The organism is Pseudescherichia vulneris, from assembly GCF_902164725.1.
Classification (GTDB): domain Bacteria; phylum Pseudomonadota; class Gammaproteobacteria; order Enterobacterales; family Enterobacteriaceae; genus Pseudescherichia; species Pseudescherichia vulneris.
The window spans coordinates 2,405,937-2,426,015 of record NZ_LR607338.1; the positions used below are offsets into that span (position 1 = coordinate 2,405,937).

General features: G+C 59.3%; 16 protein-coding genes and 1 pseudogene. 7 read left to right on the plus strand and 10 right to left on the minus strand.

The annotated features are described in order from the left end of the window. Window positions 1-268: 268 nt before the first annotated feature. The 5 genes from FN633_RS10305 to FN633_RS10325 form a co-directional block, all read right to left on the minus strand. The gene (locus tag FN633_RS10305; protein WP_042390755.1) at window positions 269-472 is read right to left on the minus strand and encodes a hypothetical protein; all 204 of its coding nucleotides are present in this window, start codon (window positions 470-472) and stop codon (window positions 269-271) included. A 169-nt stretch (window positions 473-641) separates the two neighbouring features. Continuing rightward, complete coding sequence (locus tag FN633_RS10310) at window positions 642-1,463, minus strand: alpha/beta fold hydrolase (protein WP_154057635.1); 822 nt, start codon at window positions 1,461-1,463, stop codon at window positions 642-644. Between the two features lie 35 nt (window positions 1,464-1,498). Next, on the minus strand, window positions 1,499-3,133 hold the full coding sequence (locus FN633_RS10315; protein WP_154057636.1) for an MFS transporter: 1,635 nt from the start codon (window positions 3,131-3,133) through the stop codon (window positions 1,499-1,501). Continuing rightward, on the minus strand, window positions 3,117-3,542 hold the full coding sequence (locus tag FN633_RS10320; RefSeq protein ID WP_154057637.1) for a DoxX family protein: 426 nt from the start codon (window positions 3,540-3,542) through the stop codon (window positions 3,117-3,119). Before FN633_RS10320 ends, FN633_RS10315 begins: the two co-directional genes overlap by 17 nt. A 5-nt stretch (window positions 3,543-3,547) precedes the next feature. Continuing rightward, window positions 3,548-5,422, minus strand: a complete 1,875-nt coding sequence (locus FN633_RS10325) for an amidohydrolase (RefSeq protein ID WP_154057638.1) — start codon at window positions 5,420-5,422, stop codon at window positions 3,548-3,550. A gap of 228 nt (window positions 5,423-5,650) precedes the next feature. On the opposite strand from FN633_RS10325, the gene FN633_RS10330 reads away from it, so the two are divergent. From FN633_RS10330 to FN633_RS10350, 5 genes and pseudogenes are all read left to right on the plus strand, one after another. Next, window positions 5,651-6,340: a hydrolase gene (locus FN633_RS10330; protein WP_042390763.1), complete on the plus strand. Its 690-nt coding sequence runs from the start codon at window positions 5,651-5,653 to the stop codon at window positions 6,338-6,340. A gap of 73 nt (window positions 6,341-6,413) precedes the next feature. Continuing rightward, window positions 6,414-6,548 (plus strand): annotated as a pseudogene (locus tag FN633_RS10335) (DUF1427 family protein); the annotation flags it as partial. A gap of 29 nt (window positions 6,549-6,577) precedes the next feature. Beyond that, complete coding sequence (locus tag FN633_RS10340; protein ID WP_208674034.1) at window positions 6,578-6,832, plus strand: XapX domain-containing protein; 255 nt, start codon at window positions 6,578-6,580, stop codon at window positions 6,830-6,832. Window positions 6,833-6,877: 45 nt separating this feature from the next. After that, window positions 6,878-7,261 carry a response regulator transcription factor gene (locus FN633_RS10345; protein WP_042390765.1) on the plus strand — a complete coding sequence of 128 codons (384 nt, stop codon included), beginning with the start codon at window positions 6,878-6,880 and terminating at the stop codon, window positions 7,259-7,261. Then, on the plus strand, window positions 7,261-12,849 hold the full coding sequence (locus FN633_RS10350; protein ID WP_154057639.1) for a trifunctional serine/threonine-protein kinase/ATP-binding protein/sensor histidine kinase: 5,589 nt from the start codon (window positions 7,261-7,263) through the stop codon (window positions 12,847-12,849). Before FN633_RS10345 ends, FN633_RS10350 begins: the two co-directional genes overlap by 1 nt. Window positions 12,850-12,852: 3 nt before the next feature. Here FN633_RS10350 and FN633_RS10355 read toward each other — a convergent pair whose 3' ends face one another. Beyond that, complete coding sequence (locus FN633_RS10355; RefSeq protein ID WP_154057640.1) at window positions 12,853-13,257, minus strand: hypothetical protein; 405 nt, start codon at window positions 13,255-13,257, stop codon at window positions 12,853-12,855. A 47-nt stretch (window positions 13,258-13,304) separates the two neighbouring features. Next, window positions 13,305-13,925 carry a response regulator transcription factor gene (locus tag FN633_RS10360; protein WP_042390771.1) on the minus strand — a complete coding sequence of 207 codons (621 nt, stop codon included), beginning with the start codon at window positions 13,923-13,925 and terminating at the stop codon, window positions 13,305-13,307. Between the two features lie 317 nt (window positions 13,926-14,242). On the opposite strand from FN633_RS10360, the gene FN633_RS10365 reads away from it, so the two are divergent. Further along, complete coding sequence (locus tag FN633_RS10365) at window positions 14,243-15,106, plus strand: MurR/RpiR family transcriptional regulator (protein WP_154057641.1); 864 nt, start codon at window positions 14,243-14,245, stop codon at window positions 15,104-15,106. A gap of 23 nt (window positions 15,107-15,129) precedes the next feature. On the opposite strand, the gene FN633_RS10370 is transcribed toward FN633_RS10365, so the two are convergent. The 3 genes from FN633_RS10370 to FN633_RS10380 all read right to left on the minus strand — a co-directional run bounded on the left by FN633_RS10370 (window position 15,130) and on the right by FN633_RS10380 (window position 18,644). After that, window positions 15,130-16,617: a sodium:solute symporter family protein gene (locus FN633_RS10370; RefSeq protein WP_154057642.1), complete on the minus strand. Its 1,488-nt coding sequence runs from the start codon at window positions 16,615-16,617 to the stop codon at window positions 15,130-15,132. A 179-nt stretch (window positions 16,618-16,796) separates the two neighbouring features. Beyond that, window positions 16,797-17,192, minus strand: a complete 396-nt coding sequence (locus tag FN633_RS10375) for a RidA family protein (RefSeq protein ID WP_154057643.1) — start codon at window positions 17,190-17,192, stop codon at window positions 16,797-16,799. A gap of 9 nt (window positions 17,193-17,201) precedes the next feature. Then, window positions 17,202-18,644 (minus strand): N-acyl-D-amino-acid deacylase family protein, encoded by a 1,443-nt coding sequence (locus FN633_RS10380; protein WP_154057644.1) that lies wholly within the window; start codon window positions 18,642-18,644, stop codon window positions 17,202-17,204. A 201-nt stretch (window positions 18,645-18,845) separates the two neighbouring features. Here FN633_RS10380 and FN633_RS10385 point away from each other — a divergent pair, with 201 nt between their 5' ends. After that, complete coding sequence (locus FN633_RS10385) at window positions 18,846-20,066, plus strand: amino acid deaminase (RefSeq protein WP_154057645.1); 1,221 nt, start codon at window positions 18,846-18,848, stop codon at window positions 20,064-20,066. The last annotated feature ends 13 nt before the right edge of the window (window positions 20,067-20,079 follow it).

Consider the following 20,079-nt stretch of genomic DNA (forward strand, 5'->3'; position numbering starts at 1 on the left):
CATATGACCAGGCGATATTAAGCAGCGCTTCCGCCTTCAGCGTGGGGAGCGCCGTCAGCGTTCTCAGTAGCTCTCGACTCTGCTCATACTTGCCTGTGGCGCGAAGGGCGATAGCATGTTGAATTCTGGGATCCATCGTCGTACACCTTATTGAGCCAACGGTTTGATAAACAGCTCAATATACCCCTTTTGAGAGGCAGCGTGCGGCTTTTATGGCGGGGTTAAAAAGATAGCGGTGCCGGGTGGTATTACCCACCCGGCAGGGGGACTACGCTGTCGCTACGTCTTCCTTAATCTGCTCAAGATAACGATCGTAACGTTGCAGGAACAACACCTTACAATCGTCATCCATATTTCCTGTTATTGCCTCCGTACAGAGATGTCGTCCTTGCGAACGCATCTGGGCAAAACTGAAGGCCAGGAAATCAAAATCCCCAGAAGACACTGCATACTTTTGACTCACTACCTGCATGAATTCCTCCTCTATTGTGGGTAAAGCAAAAAGGAAATATGCATATTTAACTTAAGTATGGTTCAAAAATCGCGGCTCGGTGAGATCTGTGAAACGATTGTTGTAAGCTATCAATAAAAAGAGGGAGGTGCAGGCGCGCACTCCCTCTCTCTTCACGCTTGCTTCTTGCTTACAGCGACTGCAGGAACGCCAGCAGATCGTTGTTCAGCTGATCCTGATGCGTGACGGCAAAGCCATGCGGCGCGTTATCGTACACTTTCAGCTGCGCACCGCGGATGGTTTCCGCTGCGACTTTACCTGTGGTTTCGAACGGCACTACCTGATCGTTGCTGCCGTGGATCACCAGCGTCGGCACATCCACTTTCGCCACGTCCGGGCGGAAATCCGTTTCGGCAAAGGCGGTCACGCAGTCAATGGTGCCTTTAAGCGAGGCGAGCAGGGCGATGTTCAGCGTCTGGGTCAGCACGCCCTCAGAAACGTTCTGCCCGGCGTTAGTGCCGTAGAACGGGGTAGAGAAGTCGCTGATAAACTGCGCCCGGTCTTTACGTAACCCGTCGCGAATACCTTCAAATACGCTCTGATCCACACCCTGCGGGTAGTCGGCGGCTTTGCCGAAAATAGGCGTCACCGCACCCAGCAGCACCAGCGCTTTCACACGCTCGCTACCGTAACGACCGATGTAGCGGGTCACGTCGCCGCCGCCCATCGAGAAACCGACCAGGGTAACGTCACGCAGATCGAGGCTGGTGATCAGGTCGTTGATGTCCGAGGCGAAGGTATCGTAGTTGTAGCCTTCCCACGGCTGATCCGAGCGGCCAAAGCCACGGCGATCGAAGGCGATGACGCGATAGCCACGCTCGGCCAGGAAGTTCAGCTGGCTGTCCCACATGTCGGCATCCAGCGGCCAGCCGTGGCTGAACAGCACCGGCTTACCTGAACCCCAGTCTTTGTAATAAATCTGCGTGCCATCCTGCGTCTTGATTGTGCTCATATCAGATCCTCAGTAGTGATAACGGGTTGTGTTGTTTAGGTAATGGGCGCTATCAGGTAGCGAGCCCTGGGGAGCTCGCTTCCCCGATGAAAAGCATAGACTTTGCTTTGGATCAGCAGATCGTTGGCCGTATGGCGCTCCTGCTGACGCAGGTGCTCGATCCAGGTGCCAACAACAAAGGTCTCAAGAAAAATCCCTGGCCGCTGAATATCTTCATATACCGACCAGCTTAGTGCGCCGCCGCGCTGACGGACCCGGCGCATCTCCTGAATACTCACGACAAAGTCATACACGTCGTCGGCGTCAATTTGATACTCATAAACCACCATGATCGGGCCGCGCTCGTGAGAGACATCCAGCGTCCGGGCGAGGTTGTCCACTTCTCGCAGATCCAGGTTGAGATCGGGGTTCTCATCCAGCCGCCAGCGGAGAACGGTCAGGCTTGCCAGCACCATGCCCACCGTTGCCACGCAGAGCGAGACGGGGAGGGTGAAATGCGACGCCAGCTGGCCCCAGATGGCGCTGCCCACCGTCATGGAGCCGAAAAATACCGTGAGATAGACCGCCAGCGCCCGCGCCTTAACCCATTTTGCCGCGCTGCGCTGTGCGCCCATATTGAGCGTGGAGAGCACCGCTATCCAGGCGAAGCCGGTGATAAACAGAAACGCGTTTAGCAGCCAGAAGTGGCGGACAAAGGCCAGGGCCAGCATCGCGGCGGCATAGCACAGGCTGGTCAGCACCATCAGGCGGTCTGGATTAAGCCGTTTGCGCAGGCCTGGCAGCAGAACCGCGCCGAAAATTGCGCCGATGCCAATACAGGCCAGCATAATGCCGTAGCCGCCAGGGCCGAGCCCCAGCTCGCGTCGCGCCACCAGCGGCAGTAGCGCCCAGGCGGCGCTGCCGAAGAGGAAGAACGCCACGGTGCGCACCAGCACGTTGCGCAGCACCGGCGCGGCATGCACGTAGCGTAAACCTGCCCGCACGGCGGGGAAGAAGTGCTCCGGCGGCAGGCGCTGAATAGAGGGCTCCGCTTTCCAGCGATAGAGCACCCATGCCACGCCCAGTACCGACAGCGCATTCAGCAGGAACACCATCCACGGACCGGCAAACGACAGCACCAGCCCGCCCAGCGCCGGGCCAATCGCGCGGCTGATGTTGATGCCCAGCGAGTTCAGGGCGATAGCCGGAGCTAACTCATTTTTCTCCACCAGATCCGGCACGATAGCCTGAAAAGGCGGCGAGCTCATTGCTGCGCCCGTGCTTAGCAGGAAGGCGGCGATAAGCAGCACCGTCGGCGTTACGTAACCGGCCAGCGACAGCAGGGTCAGGCCCGCCGCCGCGATAAAGACCCACACCTGGGAAAACAGCAGGTACTTGCGGCGGTCAACGATATCCGCCATTACCCCAGAGGGCAGGGCGAAGAGAAACATCGGCAGGCTGCTTGCCGCCTGCACCATCGCGACGGAGAGCGGATCTGCACTCAGCGTCAGCATGGTCCAGTTGACCCCAACATCGTTCATCCATGAACCGATGTTGGACACTACCGTCGCTATCCACAGCATGCGAAAAATAGGATTACGCAGCGGCTGCCAGGACGATGCGGCGGCGGGCTGCGCCGTTACAGCCGCTGCCTGCGCCGTTGCCGCGTGGATATCATTTACCTGCGCCATAACGAAACTCCTGTACGCGGCCCGGGAAGGGTCGCCAGCTGCCCGGCCCGGTGATGGTCAGCGTGGTGAAGACAATCAGCAGCAGCCAACCAAACTGGCCTTCCGCTATGCTCCAGCCGGGATGAACCACCAGCATCGCCACCAGCAGCACGCCGATAATCGGCAGGCAGGCCAGCCGTGTACCGACTCCCAGGATGATGAAGAGCGGGCAAACCACCTCGGCGAAGATAGCCGGTAAGAGGCTGGCCCACGGGCCCAGTCCAAACGGATCCTCGATCCGCGTCAGCTCTTCACTAAAGTGCATCACCTTCGGCAAACCGTGCACGTAGAGCAGCAGCAGGCTACCGGTGAGGCGCAGGAAGAACAGCCCCGCATCAATACGGGGCGAAAAAGCCGATGCGCTTTTCATGGGCATCAGAAGGCGAAGCAGCTGCAGCCGAATGCGCCCCAGAAGGCGTTATCGTCTGAAACTGGAACCGAGGAGCGGCGGGCCACGTCGTGCTGATGGCTGTGTACGCCGCACGGGCCGCTGCAGTGGTGCACGGCAGGCATCAGGCCCACGCGGTTTTGCTGCGGCGGGGCGCTGCGGTAGTGGCCCGGGACGTTGACCACCGGCGACCACTCCGGCAGCACGGGAATCGACGGCGGGGCTTCCGAGGTAAAGGCACCAGCGGCATAGACGATGTTGCCATCCACCACGGTCAGCACGGATTCGATACCCTTGATCTCCTCTTCCGGCACGCGGAAGTAGTCTTTGCTTAGCACCGCCAGATCCGCCAGCTGGCCCGCTTTAATCTGGCCTTTTTTGCCCTGCTCGCTGGAGAACCAGGCGCTGCCCTGGGTCCAGAGCATCAGGGCGGTATCGCGGTCGAGGCGCGCGTTCACGTCATACATCTGCATGCCGCCCACGGTGCGGCCAGAGACTAGCCAGTACAGCGCGGTCCACGGGTTGTAGCTGGCGACGCGGGTGGCATCGGTCCCCAGGCCCACCGGCACGCCGGTTTCCAGCATCTTCGCAACCGGCGGCGTGTGGCGAACCGCTTCCATACCATAGCGCTCGGCGAAGTATTCACCCTGGAAGGCCATCCGGTGCTGCACCGCAATGCCGCCGCCCAGCGCCTTGATGCGGTCGATATTGTGCTGGGTGACGGTTTCGGCGTGGTCAAAGAACCAGTGCAGGCCGTTGAAGGGGATCTCACGGTTCACTCTCTCGAACACATCCAGCATACGGCTGATGGATTCGTTATAGGTGGCGTGCAGGCGGAACGGCCAGCGGTGCTCTACCAGATGACGGACGACGCGCTCCAGCTCATCTTCCATACCCGGCGCGAGATCCGGGCGCGGTTCGAGGAAATCTTCGAAGTCGGCGGCGGAGAAGACCAGCATTTCACCCGCGCCGTTGTGGCGGAAGAAGTCGCTGCCCTGGCCCGGCGTCAGCATGTCAGTCCACTTCTCAAAATCTTCCAGTTCATGGCCGGGACGTTGGGTAAACAGGTTATAGGCGATGCGGATGGTCATCTGCTCTTTAGCGTGCAGCTCGGCGATCACCTCATAATCTTCCGGGTAGTTCTGGAAGCCGCCGCCAGCGTCGATGGCGCTGGTCAGGCCCAGGCGGTTCAGCTCGCGCATAAACTGCCGGGTGGAGTTGACCTGCTGCTCCAGCGGTAGCTTCGGCCCTTTCGCCAGGGTGGCATAGAGGATCATGGCGTTCGGCCGCGCAATCAGCATCCCGGTGGGGTTGCCGTTGCTGTCGCGCTGGATCTCGCCGCCCGGCGGGTTCGGGGTATCTTTGGTGTAGCCCACCACCTTCAGCGCGGCGCGGTTGAGCAGGGCGCGGTCGTAGAGGTGCAGAATAAACACCGGCGTATCCGGCGCGGCGGCGTTGATCTCATCCAGGGTAGGCATCCGACGCTCGGCAAACTGAAACTCCGACCAGCCGCCAACCACGCGCACCCACTGCGGAGAAGGGGTGCGTAGCGCCTGCTCTTTCAGCATCCGCAGCGCGTCCGCCAGCGACGGCACGCCTTCCCAGCGCAGTTCGAGGTTGTAGTTCAGACCGCCGCGGATCAGGTGCAGGTGGGAGTCATTCAGGCCTGGGATCGCGGTGCTGCCTTTCAGGTCGATGACGCGGGTGCCTTCCGCCTGGTGCTGCATCACCTCTGCCGCTGTGCCGACTTCCAGAAACTTGCCGTCGCGAATAGCCACCGCATCGGCGACCGGGTTTTCCCTGTCTACCGTATGAAATTTACCGTTGAGTAAGATGAGTTCTGCCTTGCCGAGCGAGACCATTGGGTTCTCCTGCTGAAGCGTCCGAAGCCTGATGCGCCGGACTATAAAGTGATGGGATTATCTTCAGCAGGGGGATCGGACGTCTAGTTATACGAAGGTATACCTATACGAAGGTATAGTTATACACAGAGATAATAGTTATGCCGGTTCAGGGGTTCTACTATCCGTGTCGATAACAATCAGTTTCAAGAACAATCTGTTCCAACATAAACGACAATGGAAACTCACATGACCAACTCTAAGCTTGAAGTACTGACCCCAGAAAATTGCCAGATGATCTTTATCGATCAGCAGCCGCAGATGGCCTTCGGCGTGCAGTCTATCGATCGTCAGGTACTGAAGAACAACGTGGTTGGCCTGGCAAAAGCGGCTAAGGTCTTCAACATTCCTACCACTATCACCACCGTTGAAACCGAAAGCTTCTCGGGTAACACCTTCCCGGAGCTGCTGGACGTCTTCCCAGAGCACGACATTCTTGAGCGTACCTCCATGAACTCCTGGGATGACCAGAAAGTGCGTGATGCGCTGGCGAAAAACGGCAAGAAGAAGGTAGTGGTGTCGGGTCTGTGGACCGAAGTGTGCAACAACACCTTCGCCCTGTGCGCCATGCTGGAAGGCGGATATGAAATTTATATGGTGGCTGACGCGTCCGGCGGCACCTCTAAAGAAGCCCATGACTTCGCTATGCAGCGCATGATCCAGGCGGGCGTGATCCCGGTAACCTGGCAGCAGGTTCTGCTGGAGTGGCAGCGCGACTGGGCGCACAAAGAGACCTACAACGCCGTGATGGATATCGTGAAAGAGCACTCCGGTGCTTACGGTATGGGCGTTGATTACGCTTACACCATGGTGCACAAAGCCCCGGCGCGTGCCAAAGGTGCGCATCGTACTCTGGCTCCGGTGCCGGCCAACAAATAACGCTGATGCGGGCCGGACGTTTGTCCCGGCCCGTTTTTTTATTCAGTAACGATTGAATGACGGGAGAACTGCCATGAGCGCAGAGCTTATTTCCCTTGGTGCAGGGGTGTTGATTGGTCTGGTTTACGCCCTGCTGAAGGTGCGCTCGCCCGCGCCGCCCGCCATCGCGCTGGTCGGTTTGCTGGGGATGCTGGCAGGTGAACAGCTTGTCAATTTCTTTACCTGGGCAGGCTAAATATGTTGAAATCATACGTTGTTTCGCTGGCGACCGGCCTTTTGGCAGGCGCTATCTATGGCGCATTACAGGTTCATTCGCCTGCACCACCGGTCATTGCCCTGCTGGGACTGTTCGGTATGCTGGTGGGGGAACAGCTTATTCCGGTATGCCGACGTCTTCTAAGCCGTCAGCCGGTCACCCTGGCATGGTTTCGTCATGAATGCGTGCCCAAAATCAGCGGCACTCCACCCCCCGAAGGCAAAAACCTACCGTAGGGAGCGCCACTCACGTTCGCGTGAGCTCAGTCAGAGGATCACGGCATGGCGTTCTCCCCCCGCATTGTCATTGTTGACGATGAACGTTCCGTTCGCAGCGGATTAAGCAATTTACTGCTGTCGGAGGGCTACGATACCTGCACCTTCGAATCCGCAGAAGCGTTTCTCAGTGACGATTCGGCGTTGGCAAGCGCCGATCTGCTGATCCTCGACGTTAAGCTAAAGGGGATGAGCGGCCTGGAGCTGTATACCTCCGTCGTATCGCAACCCAATCCGCCGCCGGTTATTTTTATCTCCGGACACGAAGAGAAAAACAGCCAGTGGACGATTACGGGCGCGGAGGCCGTCTCGCTTTTACGTAAGCCGATCAATATTGATACGCTGCTGGAACATATCCGCCGTGAACTCTCTTTACGCGAGGAGCGCTGATGAGCGAGAAACTCTCTGCCGCTGGCAAGCTGATGAATGGGGACGTATTTACCTTAACCGATGACATTATCTTCACGCCGCTGTCTCAGGACGGCTGCATCGCCTGGACCCTGTGTCATCCGCTGCACTCGGGCGAGAGCTTTATACTGGCCAGCGCCGCCAGCGATGATGCAGAGTTTCAGGCAACCCGGCTGCTCAAAAATGAATTTGCCTTGCGTACGCAGCTCTCCGGTATGTGGGCGATACGACCTATCAGCTCCACCAGCCACCACGGCCGCTATGCCCTGGTCTATGCGCCGTTTCCCTTCCGCACCCTGGCGCAATCCACCCGCCTACGGGTAGGCAATATCGCCGATTTCCTGGCGATGGCGCTAGGGCTGTGTACACCGCTGCGGCAGATGCATGCCCAGGGGCTGGTGCACAGCGATATCAAACCCGGCAACTTTTTTATCGATCCCGGCGGCGCGTACCGGCTGGCCGGATTCGGCTTGACCACCGGCTCGCCAGAGATCGCCAGCCCGGCGAGCCTGACGGTGCCCGGCGGGACGCTGGCCTATATGTCGCCGGAGCACACCGCGCGCACCCGCGATAGCGTCGACAGCCGCAGCGATCTCTACAGCCTGGGCATCGTGCTGTATGAACTGCTGACCGGCACGCTGCCCTTTGAGCCCAGCGAAGGCGGTCAGGCGGGGTGGGCGCATCACCATATTGCTTCCGTGCCCCGGCCGCTGCACGAGGTGCGGTCCTCGGTGCCCGGCATGCTCTCGGCGATCGTTCTGCGCCTGCTGGAAAAATCCCCGGCGAACCGATACCAGACGGTAGAGGGCCTGATCGCCGACCTGCGTCGCTGTCAGGCGAACCTGGCAGAAAACGGGGATATCACGCCCTTTACGCCAGGCTTGCAGGACCGTCTGCCCGCCCGCTTTTTGCCGGACAATCTCTACCTCGCCCATCCCCAGCAGCAGCAGTTGCTGGCGGCGTTTGACCGGGTCACAGAGAGCGGCACGCATTCGCTGGTGGTCATTAGCGGCCCGCTTGGCAGCGGCAAGTCGTCGCTCATCGCCTCGGCGCTGAAAACGCTCCAGCATCGGCGGGTGCTGCTGGCGGTCAGTAAAGCCGATCAGTATTCGGCGGTCGTGCCCTATACCGTTATCGCCTCGGCCTTTCGCTCGTTAACGCTCTATCTGCTGGGGCTGGGGGCAGAAGACGTTGCACACTGGAAGCGGCGGCTGACCCGCGCGCTTGGCAGCTATGCCGTTCTGGCCGTCAAGCTGGTGCCAGAGCTGGGCCTGCTGCTGGACAACCGCTCTCTCACCGTGGGCGATCTCGACTCCACCGACGCCAGGGCGCGTTTCAATCAGATGGCATCCCGGCTGGTGGAGGCCTTCGCCACGCCGGACTGTCCGCTGGTATTATTAATTGACGATATTCACTGGATAGACCAGGCCAGCCTGCAATTGCTGGAATACCTGACCCACGCCAGCGGCGCGCTGCCGCTGCTTATGGTGGTTGCCCACTCCGATACCGACGCGTTTCCCGACGGTAGTGCGCAAACGCTGCTAAAAAACCTGCGCGCCGACGCCCGTCATCTTGTCGATATCCGGCCAGCGCCGCTGAACGTAAAGGCGGTCGCGCGCTGGCTGGCGGACATTTTTCAGGCCCGGGCGTCTGGCTTACACGAGCTGGCGGCGCTTATTCATGAAAAAACCGACGGCAATCCGCTGTTTACCCATGAGTTTTTTCAGCGCATCGTCAAAGACGGGCTGATTACCCATAACAAAAAGCAGGGCAAGTGGTATTACGATCTGCCCGCTATCCGGGCGCGAAACTACACTGAAAACGTGGCAAGCCTGGTGCTGCTGCAGCTGGCGGATATGCCTCTCCAGGCGCGCAGGCTGCTCGGCTGCCTCGCCTGCGTCGGCGGAACAGGCAAGCCCGCGCTGCTGAGCCAGATGCAGGCGATTACTCCTGAGCATCTACATGAGCAGCTGCAACCGGCGGTTTCAGCCAGGCTGATTAGCCTTGCCGGTGATGAATATACCTTTACGCACGATCGCGTACACAAGGCGGCGCGGGCGCTGCTTAACGCTGACGAGATCGGCCAGCTTAATCTCTCTGCCGCGCGCCTGTTCACTGAGGCAGCGCGCCAGAGCGACGACAGCGATCGGCTGTTTTTGGCGGTTCACCATATCACCTCAGCGCTTAACGACATTCGCTTCTCGCCGGAGCGCGACAGCTACCGTGCGGTCTGTCATCTTGCCGCTCAGCGGGCGAAAAGCACCGGTGATTACGCCTCAGCCGTGCGCTATCTGCGCACTGCAAAGCGGCTACATGAGGATGCGCTGCACGCCGAGCCGGATGAAGCTTTCCAGCTTGATTTCGACGAGGCCGAGTGTGAGTTTCTGCAAGGTAATCTCCCCTCTGCGTTGGCGCTGTGCCAGCGGCTGATGCATGCCCCGCGTCCGCATCAGAAAGCGGTAGCCTCCTGCATGATGGCGGAAATTTATATGCGCCAGTCCAATATGCCGCTGGCGCTGGAGACGGCCCTGTCCGGCCTGGCCGCCTTTGATATTGATCTTAGCCGCCACCCGAACGTGCGTGACTGCGACGAGGCATGGCGCTCGGTAGAGTCCCGAATTAGCGGCGATCCGGTCGCGGCTTTCCAGACCCTTGCCGTAACGCAAGACGGGGAGGCGGAAACCATCATGAGCCTGATGCTCAGCGCCAGCATGTTCGCCGCCTTTGCCTGTCCGCGGCTGCACTTTTTACTGCTCTGCAAAATCATCCATATGACGCTGGACCGAGGATTATGTGGTGCCTCAACGGCAGCGTTTGCCTGGTATGGCGTGCTGATTGGTCGCCGCTACAACGAATATCAGTCCGGGTTTATCTGGAGCCAGCTTGCCCATGAGCTGGTGATGCAGCACGGCTTTAACAATTTCAAAGGGCGGACGCTGCTGGCGGTGGATCTTGCCACCTCATGGGTGAAGCCAATCGGATCGGCCATCGAGAGCGCAAAAACCTGCTTTACGGCCTCGGTTGACCACGGCGATCTCACCGCCGCCTGTTTTATCATTCGCCATCAGACCATGAATTTCCTCACCCGGGGCGATCACCTGGACGGCGTGCTGACCACCATCGAGCGTGGCCTGGGCTTTATTCGCAAACTGCGCTTCCCGGACGTGGAGATCCTGCTCCTGCTGCAGCGGCTGTATGTGAATCACCTGCGTCATGCCTCGGGAAATTTTACCGGCGCGGAGGTGATCCCGGCATCGCTGATTGCCGATGAAACCGCGCGCGGTCATCAGCACATCCCCCTGACGCTGTTCTGGTTCTGGCTCTATCGCGGCATGGCGCACTTTATGGCGGGGGAGTACGCCGAAGCGTCCCACTGCCTGGAGAACGCTGCGCCAATGGTCGACAGCGTGCCGGGGTATATCCATCTGCTCGACTACCACTTCTACAGCGCGCTTTCCCTGACACTTTCTCTGACGCCGGAGACCGCGACCGCCGCGCAGCGGGACGCGGTAAAAGGCCACCACGATCGGATCGCCCTGTGGGCGCGGCATAATCCGGCGACCTTTGCCGATAAAGAGGCGCTGGTCGGTGCAGAGCTGGCGCGCCTGGAGCAGAAGAGTGATATCGCCATCGCCCAGTATGAGAGGGCGATTAAGCTCTCGGGCGACGCGGAGTTTCATCACATCCACGGTCTGGCCTGTGAGTTAGCGGGCGGCTTTGCTAAAGCGGCAGGTTTTCAGGTAGCCTCCGAGGCCTATTTCCGCGGGGCATTTTCTGCGTGGCGGCGGTGGGGCGCGATGGCGAAACTGCGCCAGCTGGAGCGACATTATCCGCACCTCTCGCCATCAGCACAGAGCACGCCCTACGACACTATCGCCTTTGCGCAGAATGAGGTCGTACACGATCTGGAAAGCATGCTCAGAGCGGTGCGGGCGATGACGGAGGAGATCGACCTCGACCGGCTGATGCAGACGCTGATGACCCTGCTGCTTGAGCGGGCAGGTGCTCAGCGCGGCCTGCTGGTTCGCATTCTTGATAACAACGTGCTGGAAACCCAGGCCTGCGCGGAGACCTCCTCGGACGGCGTGAAGGTGCGGCGGGTTAAAGAGCGGCCCTCTGCAACCGATATGCCGCTGTCGATTCTCTCGGCGGTGATGCGCACCGGTCAGGAGATCCGCACCGGCAAGCCGGGGAGCTTCAGCCCCTTCAGCCAGGATGCCTATCTGGTGACGTCCGGCGCGGCGGTGATGTGCGTCCCGATGTACAAGCAGGCCAAAATGGTTGGCGTGCTCTATCTGGAAAACCGCGTCATGCCGGAGATCTTCACCGCCGAGCATTCGCGCATCGTCAGGATGCTGGCGTCGCAGGCGGCGGTATCGCTGGAAACGGCGCGCCTGTACGCCGAGCTGCTGGAGGAGAACGTCCAGCGGCGGCGGGTCGAGAAAGAGCTGCGCGCCAGCCAGACCTCTTTAATGCTCGGGGAGCGCATCAGCAACACCGGCACCTGGCGCTGGGATATCGACCAGGATCTGATGTTTGTCTCTGATGAATACGCCCGTATCCTCGGCCTGCCGGACCGGCAGCGCACGATCTCGATGGCGGATTTCCTGATGCTGGTGCATCCGGAGGATTATCAGCGCATCAGCCGGCTGGTGACCGATAGCGTGCGCAACGGCGTTTCGATGCGCGCCGAGTTCCGCGTGTTCCGCCCGGACGGGGAGTGCCGCTACATTCTGGGGGTAGGTAATCCGGTAGGAGATGAGCCCAGCGTCGCGGAGTATTTCGGCGTTATCACCGATATCACCGCCCGCCGCCAGTCGGAGGACGCCGTACGTGTGGCGCAGGCCGATCTCGCCCGCGTCTCCCGGGCGACCACGGTCGGGCAGCTAACGGCCTCTATCGCCCATGAGATCAACCAGCCGCTGATGTCGATTGTGGCCAATGCGGGCGCGAGCCTTCGCTGGCTCAGCCGGGAGCCGGCCATGCTCAGCCATGCGCGCACCAGCCTGGAAGAGATCATCAGCGAGGGCGAGCGCGCCGGGAATATCATTCGCGGTTTACAGGCGCTGACGCGCAACCAGACGGCAAGCCGCTCGCGGGTGAACCTGCACCATCTGGTCTACCACATTGTGGCGCTCTCACGCAGCGAGCTGGAGCGGCAGCAGATTGCGCTTCATTACCAGCTTAAGGCGCAGGACGCCTTTATCTATGGCGACAGCGTGCAAATCCAGCAGGTGCTGCTGAACCTTATCGTCAACGCCATTGATGCCATGGCGGGCATAGATGACCGTCCGCTCACCCTTACCGTCAGCTCGCTGAACCCGCAGCCGGGCACTATTCGTCTGGATATTACCGATACCGGGATTGGCCTCAGCCCCGAGGTGCAGGCGCGGCTGTTTGATTCGTTCTATACCACCAAAGAGCAGGGGATGGGGATGGGGCTGAGCATTAGCCACTCTATCATTGAGCGTCATGCGGGACGGCTGCAGGCCGCCCCAGGTGAGCGCCACGGCAGCCGATTCTGGTTTACCCTGCCGGTGCATGACCAGCAGAGCGAGCAGGGAGAATAGCCCTTAGGAGGCGGGAGCGAGCTGCGTTAAACGGTTACGCAGTTCGCCATGCGCCGTGGCCACCTCAGTGGACGCCTGAAGCGCATCGAGGTATTTTTGGCGAAACTCACCGCTGTTTTCTGCGCTCAGCAGGCTGACGAGCGTTTTACGCACGTTCTCCACCGCCGCGCCGTCTACCGGTTGCTCTTTGTCGTCCAGCCGCTCGTCAATGTCTACCAGCACCTCGGAGATCTGCCGCAGCCAGGCAAACTGCGGGTGGCTGGTCAGCAGCTGTAAATGCTCAAACGCGTTGCCGGGATCGCCAAAACGTTTGGTTTCGAGATCGACCAGCGTTTTATGCAGTTTTCTCAGCGTGGATGAAAGGGACTTAAGCTGTGAGCGGGGCTCAGTAGCGGGTTGGCTGGTCATCGGTTTCTCCGGGGCTTCAAGGTTAACAACAGGCCGCAGCACGATGGCTAGCGGCTTTGCGATTTCACTATATTAAGACGCTCCGCGCAGCGGACCAGATCCGCCAGCGAGCGCACTTCCATCTTTTCCATGACCCGCTTCTTATGCACCTTGGCGGTAATTTCACTCACGCCCATGGCGGTGGCGATCTGCTTGTTCAGCAGGCCGCCGATGGCCAGTTGAAACACCTCTTTCTCGCGCGGGGTCAGCGACTCGTAGCGGCTGGTGAGCGTCTGTATCTCCTGCGACGCGCCCATATTTTTCTCCGCCAGCGCCAGCGCGTCCGCCACGGCCTTGAGCAGCAGCCCTGGCACCGCAGGCTTGGTCATAAACTCATAGGCCCCGGCCTTCATCGCCTTAACCGATAGCGGAATGGTGCCAAACCCGGTGAGAAAGATCACGGGAATGAGGTAGCCGAGCTTGGTCAGCGATTCGGCCACGTCAAAACCGTCGGCGTCCGGCATGTTCATATCGAGGATAAGGCAGCCGGGCTCTGGCCTGAACGCATGAGAAAGAAAGGCTTTCGCTGAAGGAAAGTCAGCAACCCGATAATCCTCTGCCATTAACAACCTGACCAGAGATTGCCTTACCGAATTATCATCATCTACTACATAAACAATAGGATCCATGAGTAGTCCTTGCCATCAACGGGTATGTATGCGTCTGAATCGGTTATTAAGAAAGCATATAACCATTTTGTTGTCTTATATAACAGATACATACACTACGTGTTTACCAAATAATAACCGGATAGTAACACAATAATTCTCATTATCATCTTGAAAATACGAAGATCGGGTGGCGTCAGGTAAGATATTGACAACTAAAGAGTAATAATTGAGCAGCGGTAAAAAAAGAGGCGTAATGATCAGGTTACAGTGGCTGACAGCGGGCAGGCAAATTATGATACAAAGTACCACTCTTCCTTTGAACCCTGACGCTACGCATGGCTTATACGATTGATATTATCTCCTGCATCACCGACCGCTTTATGGAGCTGACCGCCACCGAAAAGCGCATCGCCCAGTTCATCCTTGATGATGTCGCGACGGCGGCGGACCTGCCGATTGCTGAGCTGGCGCGTTTGACCCACACCAGCCAGGCCTCCGTCACCCGCTTTGCGCGGGCGTTGGGCTGCAAAGACGTGCGTGAATTGAAAATGAAGCTGGCGCAGTCTCTGGCGGTAGGGCAGCGCTTTATCCTCGACGTGCCGGATCTCGAAGGCGTGCAGGGGATTTACGAGTCAATCATCAGCGTGCTGGAGACCAATCGCCGGGCGCTCAACGGCGAGGCGCTGAACAAGGCGGTTAGCTGGCTCAGCCAGGCGCGGCAAATTCTCACCATCGGTATGGGTGGGGGATCCACCATCTGCGCCCAGGAGCTGCAATACCGCTTCTTCCGCCTTGGCCTGCCGGTGGTCAGTCAGAGCGACGGTCTGCTGGTGCGGATGATGTGTTCCGCCGTCGCCCCACAGGACGTGGTGCTGGTGCTGTCGCTGGGCGGCTATACCCCGGAGATGATTGAGAGTGCGGCGATTGCCAGGCAGTACGGTGCGAAAGTGATCGCCATTACGCCGCTGGAGACGCCGCTAGCGGAGCAGGCCGATCTGGTGCTGCCCCTGCTGGTGCGGGAAAACGACTACATCTTTAAGCCCAGCACCTCCCGCTACGCCATGCTGGCGATGGTGGACGTGCTGGCGACCGAACTGGCGATGGCGAACAAGGCGCAGACCAAAGATCGGCTGCGCCGCATCAAGCTGGCGCTGGACAGCCACCGCGGCGGCGTGGACCGTCAGCCGCTGGGGGATTGATCCACGCCAGCCAGCGTGCTCCGCTAGCCCTCCGACGGTTTACGTTTGCCGATCGGCAGCGGCGGCGCGTCCGGCTGGCTCTCGCGTTCACGGGTGATCAGCGCCAGCGCCTCTTCCCGGCTGAGCGCGTTGGCAGGCGTGACCAGCGTCACCACCACCGCACAACCCAGGCTGGTCAGCACCGACGGTACGCAGGGATTGCCCCAGAAGGCCAGCCAGTCGCTGTCCATCAATACGGCGACGGAGGCACCTGCACCACCCGCCAGCGCGGCCAGTGCTCCCTGCCAGTTAAAGCGGTGCCAGAAGCGACCCAGAATCGAGCAGATAAACATGCCGGACATAATCATCGAGATCATTTTGGTGATATAGCTGATGATGTCGTTAGAGGTCAGGGCGAACAGCAGGGCAAGGGCAATCACCAGCACCAGGAAGATGCGCGACAGGCGAATGGCTTTCTCCGGCGCAGGCATATGCCCGGTCACCAGGGTGTAGAGATCGCGCAGGATGATCGATACCCCGGCGATGGCATCCGAGCTGCCAGAGGACATATTGGCGGACATCCCCGCAATCAGCACCGCCATCGCCAGCACCGGCGGCAGGACCTGGGTCGCGAACAGGAAGGCGAAGCCGCTGTTGTCCAGCTGGGAGTTCATCGTCCAGACCGCCATCCCAATAATCGCGGGCAGGAAGGAGAAGAGCAGATACAGCAGGCCGGTGATGGTAAACGACTGGCGCACCGACGACACCGTTTTTGCCGAATAGATGCGCTGACGGTAAGAGGGGGTTGCCAGCACGCCGACGCCGATCACCATCGCCAGCGAGAAGGCGGGCAGGACGCCAAGCTTATCCACCGCAAACAGGCTCTGGGCGGCAGGGTCGACGGCATGCTTGATATTCTCCCAGCCGCCGACGTGGTTAACCGCCATCACGGCCATTAAAATAAAGCCGACAAACAGGATGATCGATTGAATGGTATCGATCCACACCACGGCAGAATAACCCCCAATACCGACATACACCACAAACGCCAAGGCAATAATAATTTTGGCGACGTTAATATCTATTCCGCTGGCCCAGGCAAGGTATAAACCGCCACCCAAAATATGCGCCCCCAGCCAACCAATAGAGGCAATAAATATCAGCACGGCAACGACGTTTTTAACAATTTTGCTGCCGCCGGTGTAATAAGAGATCTCTTCGCTCATGGTCATAAAGCGTAATTTACGCACCGGGGCAAACAGCCAGGCGACCAGTAAGATGCCCACCGCGCCGCCGAGGCCATACAGCATCCCGGCCCAGCCGTTGGTATAGCCAAAGCCCACTGCGCCGACGCTTGAGCCGGTGCCGACCATGGTGCCGACCGTCGATCCCAGGGTTAATATCATCGGCAACGAGCGGCCGCCCAGCAGAAAGTCATCGCCATTTTTTTGATGCCGCGAAACGTACCAGCCGAGCGTAATCATGGCGCAGGCATAGAGGGTGAACCAGACCAGAAAAGAGATATTATTCATTGCTCACGTCCAGATATCGTTAATCTATTTCGTCTGCGCGAAATGGATGAGTTAACAGGACCGGCCACCTGAAAAAAGGCGCAGGGGATCCGAGAGTACAGGCAAAATAAATTTTGCCAGGGTACCGCGATAGCTTTTTTATAAATTTGCGATCTCCCTTGCGCGCAAGGGAGAGGAGATTATTTGATGCGAGCGGCGTTGTAGCAGGTCACATCGACTTCAACTTTGCAATCCACGACCAGGTCCGCGACGCAGCAGATGCGGGCAGGAGGATGGTCGCCAAAAAACGCCCGGAAGACCTTGTTGAATGACTGGAAGTAGCGGGCGTCGGTGAGGATCACCTTCACGTGTACCACATCCGCCAGGCTATAGCCCGCTTCGGTCATGATATCCACGCAGTTCTGGATCGCCAGCCGGGACTGATCGACAATGCCGCCTTCCACCACTTCGCCATTTTTCATGGGGGTCTGGCCGGAGACGTACAGCCAGCCGCCTGCCTCCACCGCCCTGGCAAATGGCAGGTGCTGTCCGCCGGTACCGGTACCGCCCTCGGTGCCATAACGTTTAATGCTCATCGTTGCTCCTTATTCTGTGGTCTGCCGACGCAGGAAACGTCCTGCGCGTCCTGTAATGCGTTTATTGTGGTCGTAGCTCATCACCCCGTTCACCATCACGGCGTCAATGCCGTCTGCGGGCCGTTTGGGATCCGAGAAGCTGGCGACGTCGCGCACCGTCTGCGGATCAAAAAGTACCAGGTCCGCATAGTAGCCGGTTTTGATCAGGCCCCGCTGCGGCAGCTGGAAACGCGCCGCCGACATGCCCGTCATCTTGTGCACCGCCATCGTCAATGGGAAAAGCTTCTCGTCGCGACAGTAATGGCCCAGCACGCGCGGGAATGCGCCCCACAGGCGTGGGTGCGGCATCGGGTCGTTCGGCAGCCCGTCGGAACCGATCATCGTCACCGGATAGCGCAGCACCCGGCGCACGTCCTGCTCGTCCATGTTGTAGTAAATGGCCCCGGCGGGCATTAGCTGCTCCGCCGCGCTGTGCAGAGACACCTGCCAGCCGTCCGCTATCTGCTGTAGCGTTTTGCCCGCCTGCGCCGGGTGCGGCTCAGACCAGGTAATGACGATGTCAAACTCGTTGGTCACCTGCTTGAGATCCAGCGTCGAAGAGCTGGCGGAGTAGGGGTAGCAATCGCAGGCGATCTCCTGGTGCTGACGCATCTTGTCGAAAAATGCCAACGTCTCCCGCGTGCGACCCCAATTTTTCGCGCCGGCGCACTTATGGTGTGACACCACCACCGGCACCTTGCCGTGGCGGCCAATCCGGAACGCTTCGTCGAGCGCCTCCAGGATCGGTTCAAACTCAGAGCGCAGGTGCGTGGTATAGATACTTTTTTCCGCCGCCAGCTCTTCCGCCAGGGCCATCACTTCGTCGGTAGATGACTGAAACGCCGTGGCGTAGGCCAGCCCGGAGCTCATGCCTAGCGCCCCCTGCTGCAGCGCCGCACGTAGCTGCTCACGCATGGCGGCGATCTCCTCTGCGGTTGCCGCCCGGAACAGATCGTCCATATGGTTATTGCGCAGGGTCGTATGGCCAATCAGCGTCCCGACGTTGATGGCGGGCCGCGCGGCTTCCAGCGCGTGGGCGTAAGCATCTACCGTCGGGTAGATAAAGTGTTCTTTCTCACCCAGCAGGTTCATCGGGTCCGGTACGTCGCTGCGGATCGTGGCGGTGGCGGCGCTGATGCCGCAGTTGCCGACAATGACAGTGGTGATCCCCTGGCTGATTTTCGGCAGGTAATCGGGCATGCGGATGACGTTAGTATCGTCATGGGTATGCACGTCGATAAAGCCGGGCGACAGCACCTTGCCCGTAGCGTCGATAACATGCTCGGCCTGAGCGTGGATCGCAGGCGCAATCGCTACGATACGATCGCCGCTGACCGCCACATCGGCACGGTATTCAGGTCCGCCGCTGCCGTCGATGACGGTGGCGTTTTTGAAAAGCCAGTCATGCTTCATAACACCTCACTCCCTTTTTGTTCTTAAGCCAAGTTAACCATTTACAAGCTCAAAAAACAGTGGAAAACTACGCAAAAGTCAGATCGTTTTGTGATACTTTTATTCAAAAATAATAATAATATTATATTTATCCTTTTATATTCATATAGATAAATATGTTATTTTAACGTTAAAACACGATAACCCGTTAAGGATTATGTTATGAAATATCACTCCGATACGTTAGTGACCCACAAGTCCGCAATCATGCGCACCCCGGCAAATGTGCTGGCGGAGGATGTTTGCTTGCCAGCGGCGGTGCTTAAACAGTCGGCGCTGCGCAATAACATCGACTGGATGCAACGCTATGCCGACGCACGCGGCGTCTCGCTGGCACCGCACGGCAAAACCACCATGACGCCGTGGATCTTTCAGGCGCAGCAGCAGGCGGGCGCGTGGGCGATTGGCGTCGGCAGCGCCTGGCAGGCTGGGGCGGCCATGGCGAGCGGTATCAAGCGCGTGCTGATGGTGAACCAGCTGGTGGGGAAGGCCAACATGCAGTTAATCGCTCAGCTTAAGCAGCATTACCATGAGGTGGATTTTGCCTGCTGCGTGGACAGCGTTGAAAATGCCGCTGCGCTTGCAGACTTTTTTGCTGGGCAAAACCAGACGCTGGATGTGCTGGTAGAGCTGGGTGTGCCCGGCGGGCGCTGCGGCTGTCGCAGCACCGACGCCGCGCTGGCGCTGGCGCAGAAAATCCACGATCTGCCGGGACTGCGGCTGCGCGGGCTCGAGCTATATGAGGGCGTACTGCACGGAGAGGATCCGCAGCCGCAGGTTGAAACCCTGCTGCGCGATGCCGCCGAGCTTGCCTGCGGCATGGAGCATCTGGTGGACGGCGAGTTTATTCTCACCGGGGCCGGCACCGTCTGGTATGACGTAGTGTGTAATATCTGGCTCAACGCAAAGAAACCGGCGCAGTGCCGGATCGTGATCCGTCCGGGCTGCTATATCACCCACGACCGAGGGATTTATGCCGACGCGCAGCAGACCTTGATTGAGCGCGACCGCGTCGCCTGCGATCTGGGCGGCGATCTCGCCTCCGCTCTGGAGCTGGTAGCGCTGGTGCAATCGGTGCCGGAAGCCGACCGCGCGGTGGTGAACTTTGGCAAACGCGACTGCGCCTTTGACGCCGGGCTGCCGCAGCCTATTGCCCACTATCGTCACGGCCAGGCGCTGCCGTTCCAGCCGCAGGCCATCGTCAGCGTCGGGGTGATGGATCAGCACTGTATGGTGAAGCTGGCCCCGGAAAGCGACGTCCGCGTCGGTGACATTCTGGTCTTTGGCACGTCACATCCATGCCTGACCTTCGATAAATACAAAACGCTGCTGCTGATTGATGACGACTACCGCGTCGTCGATGAGCTCGATACGCTGTTCTAATTTTGTCGGAGAT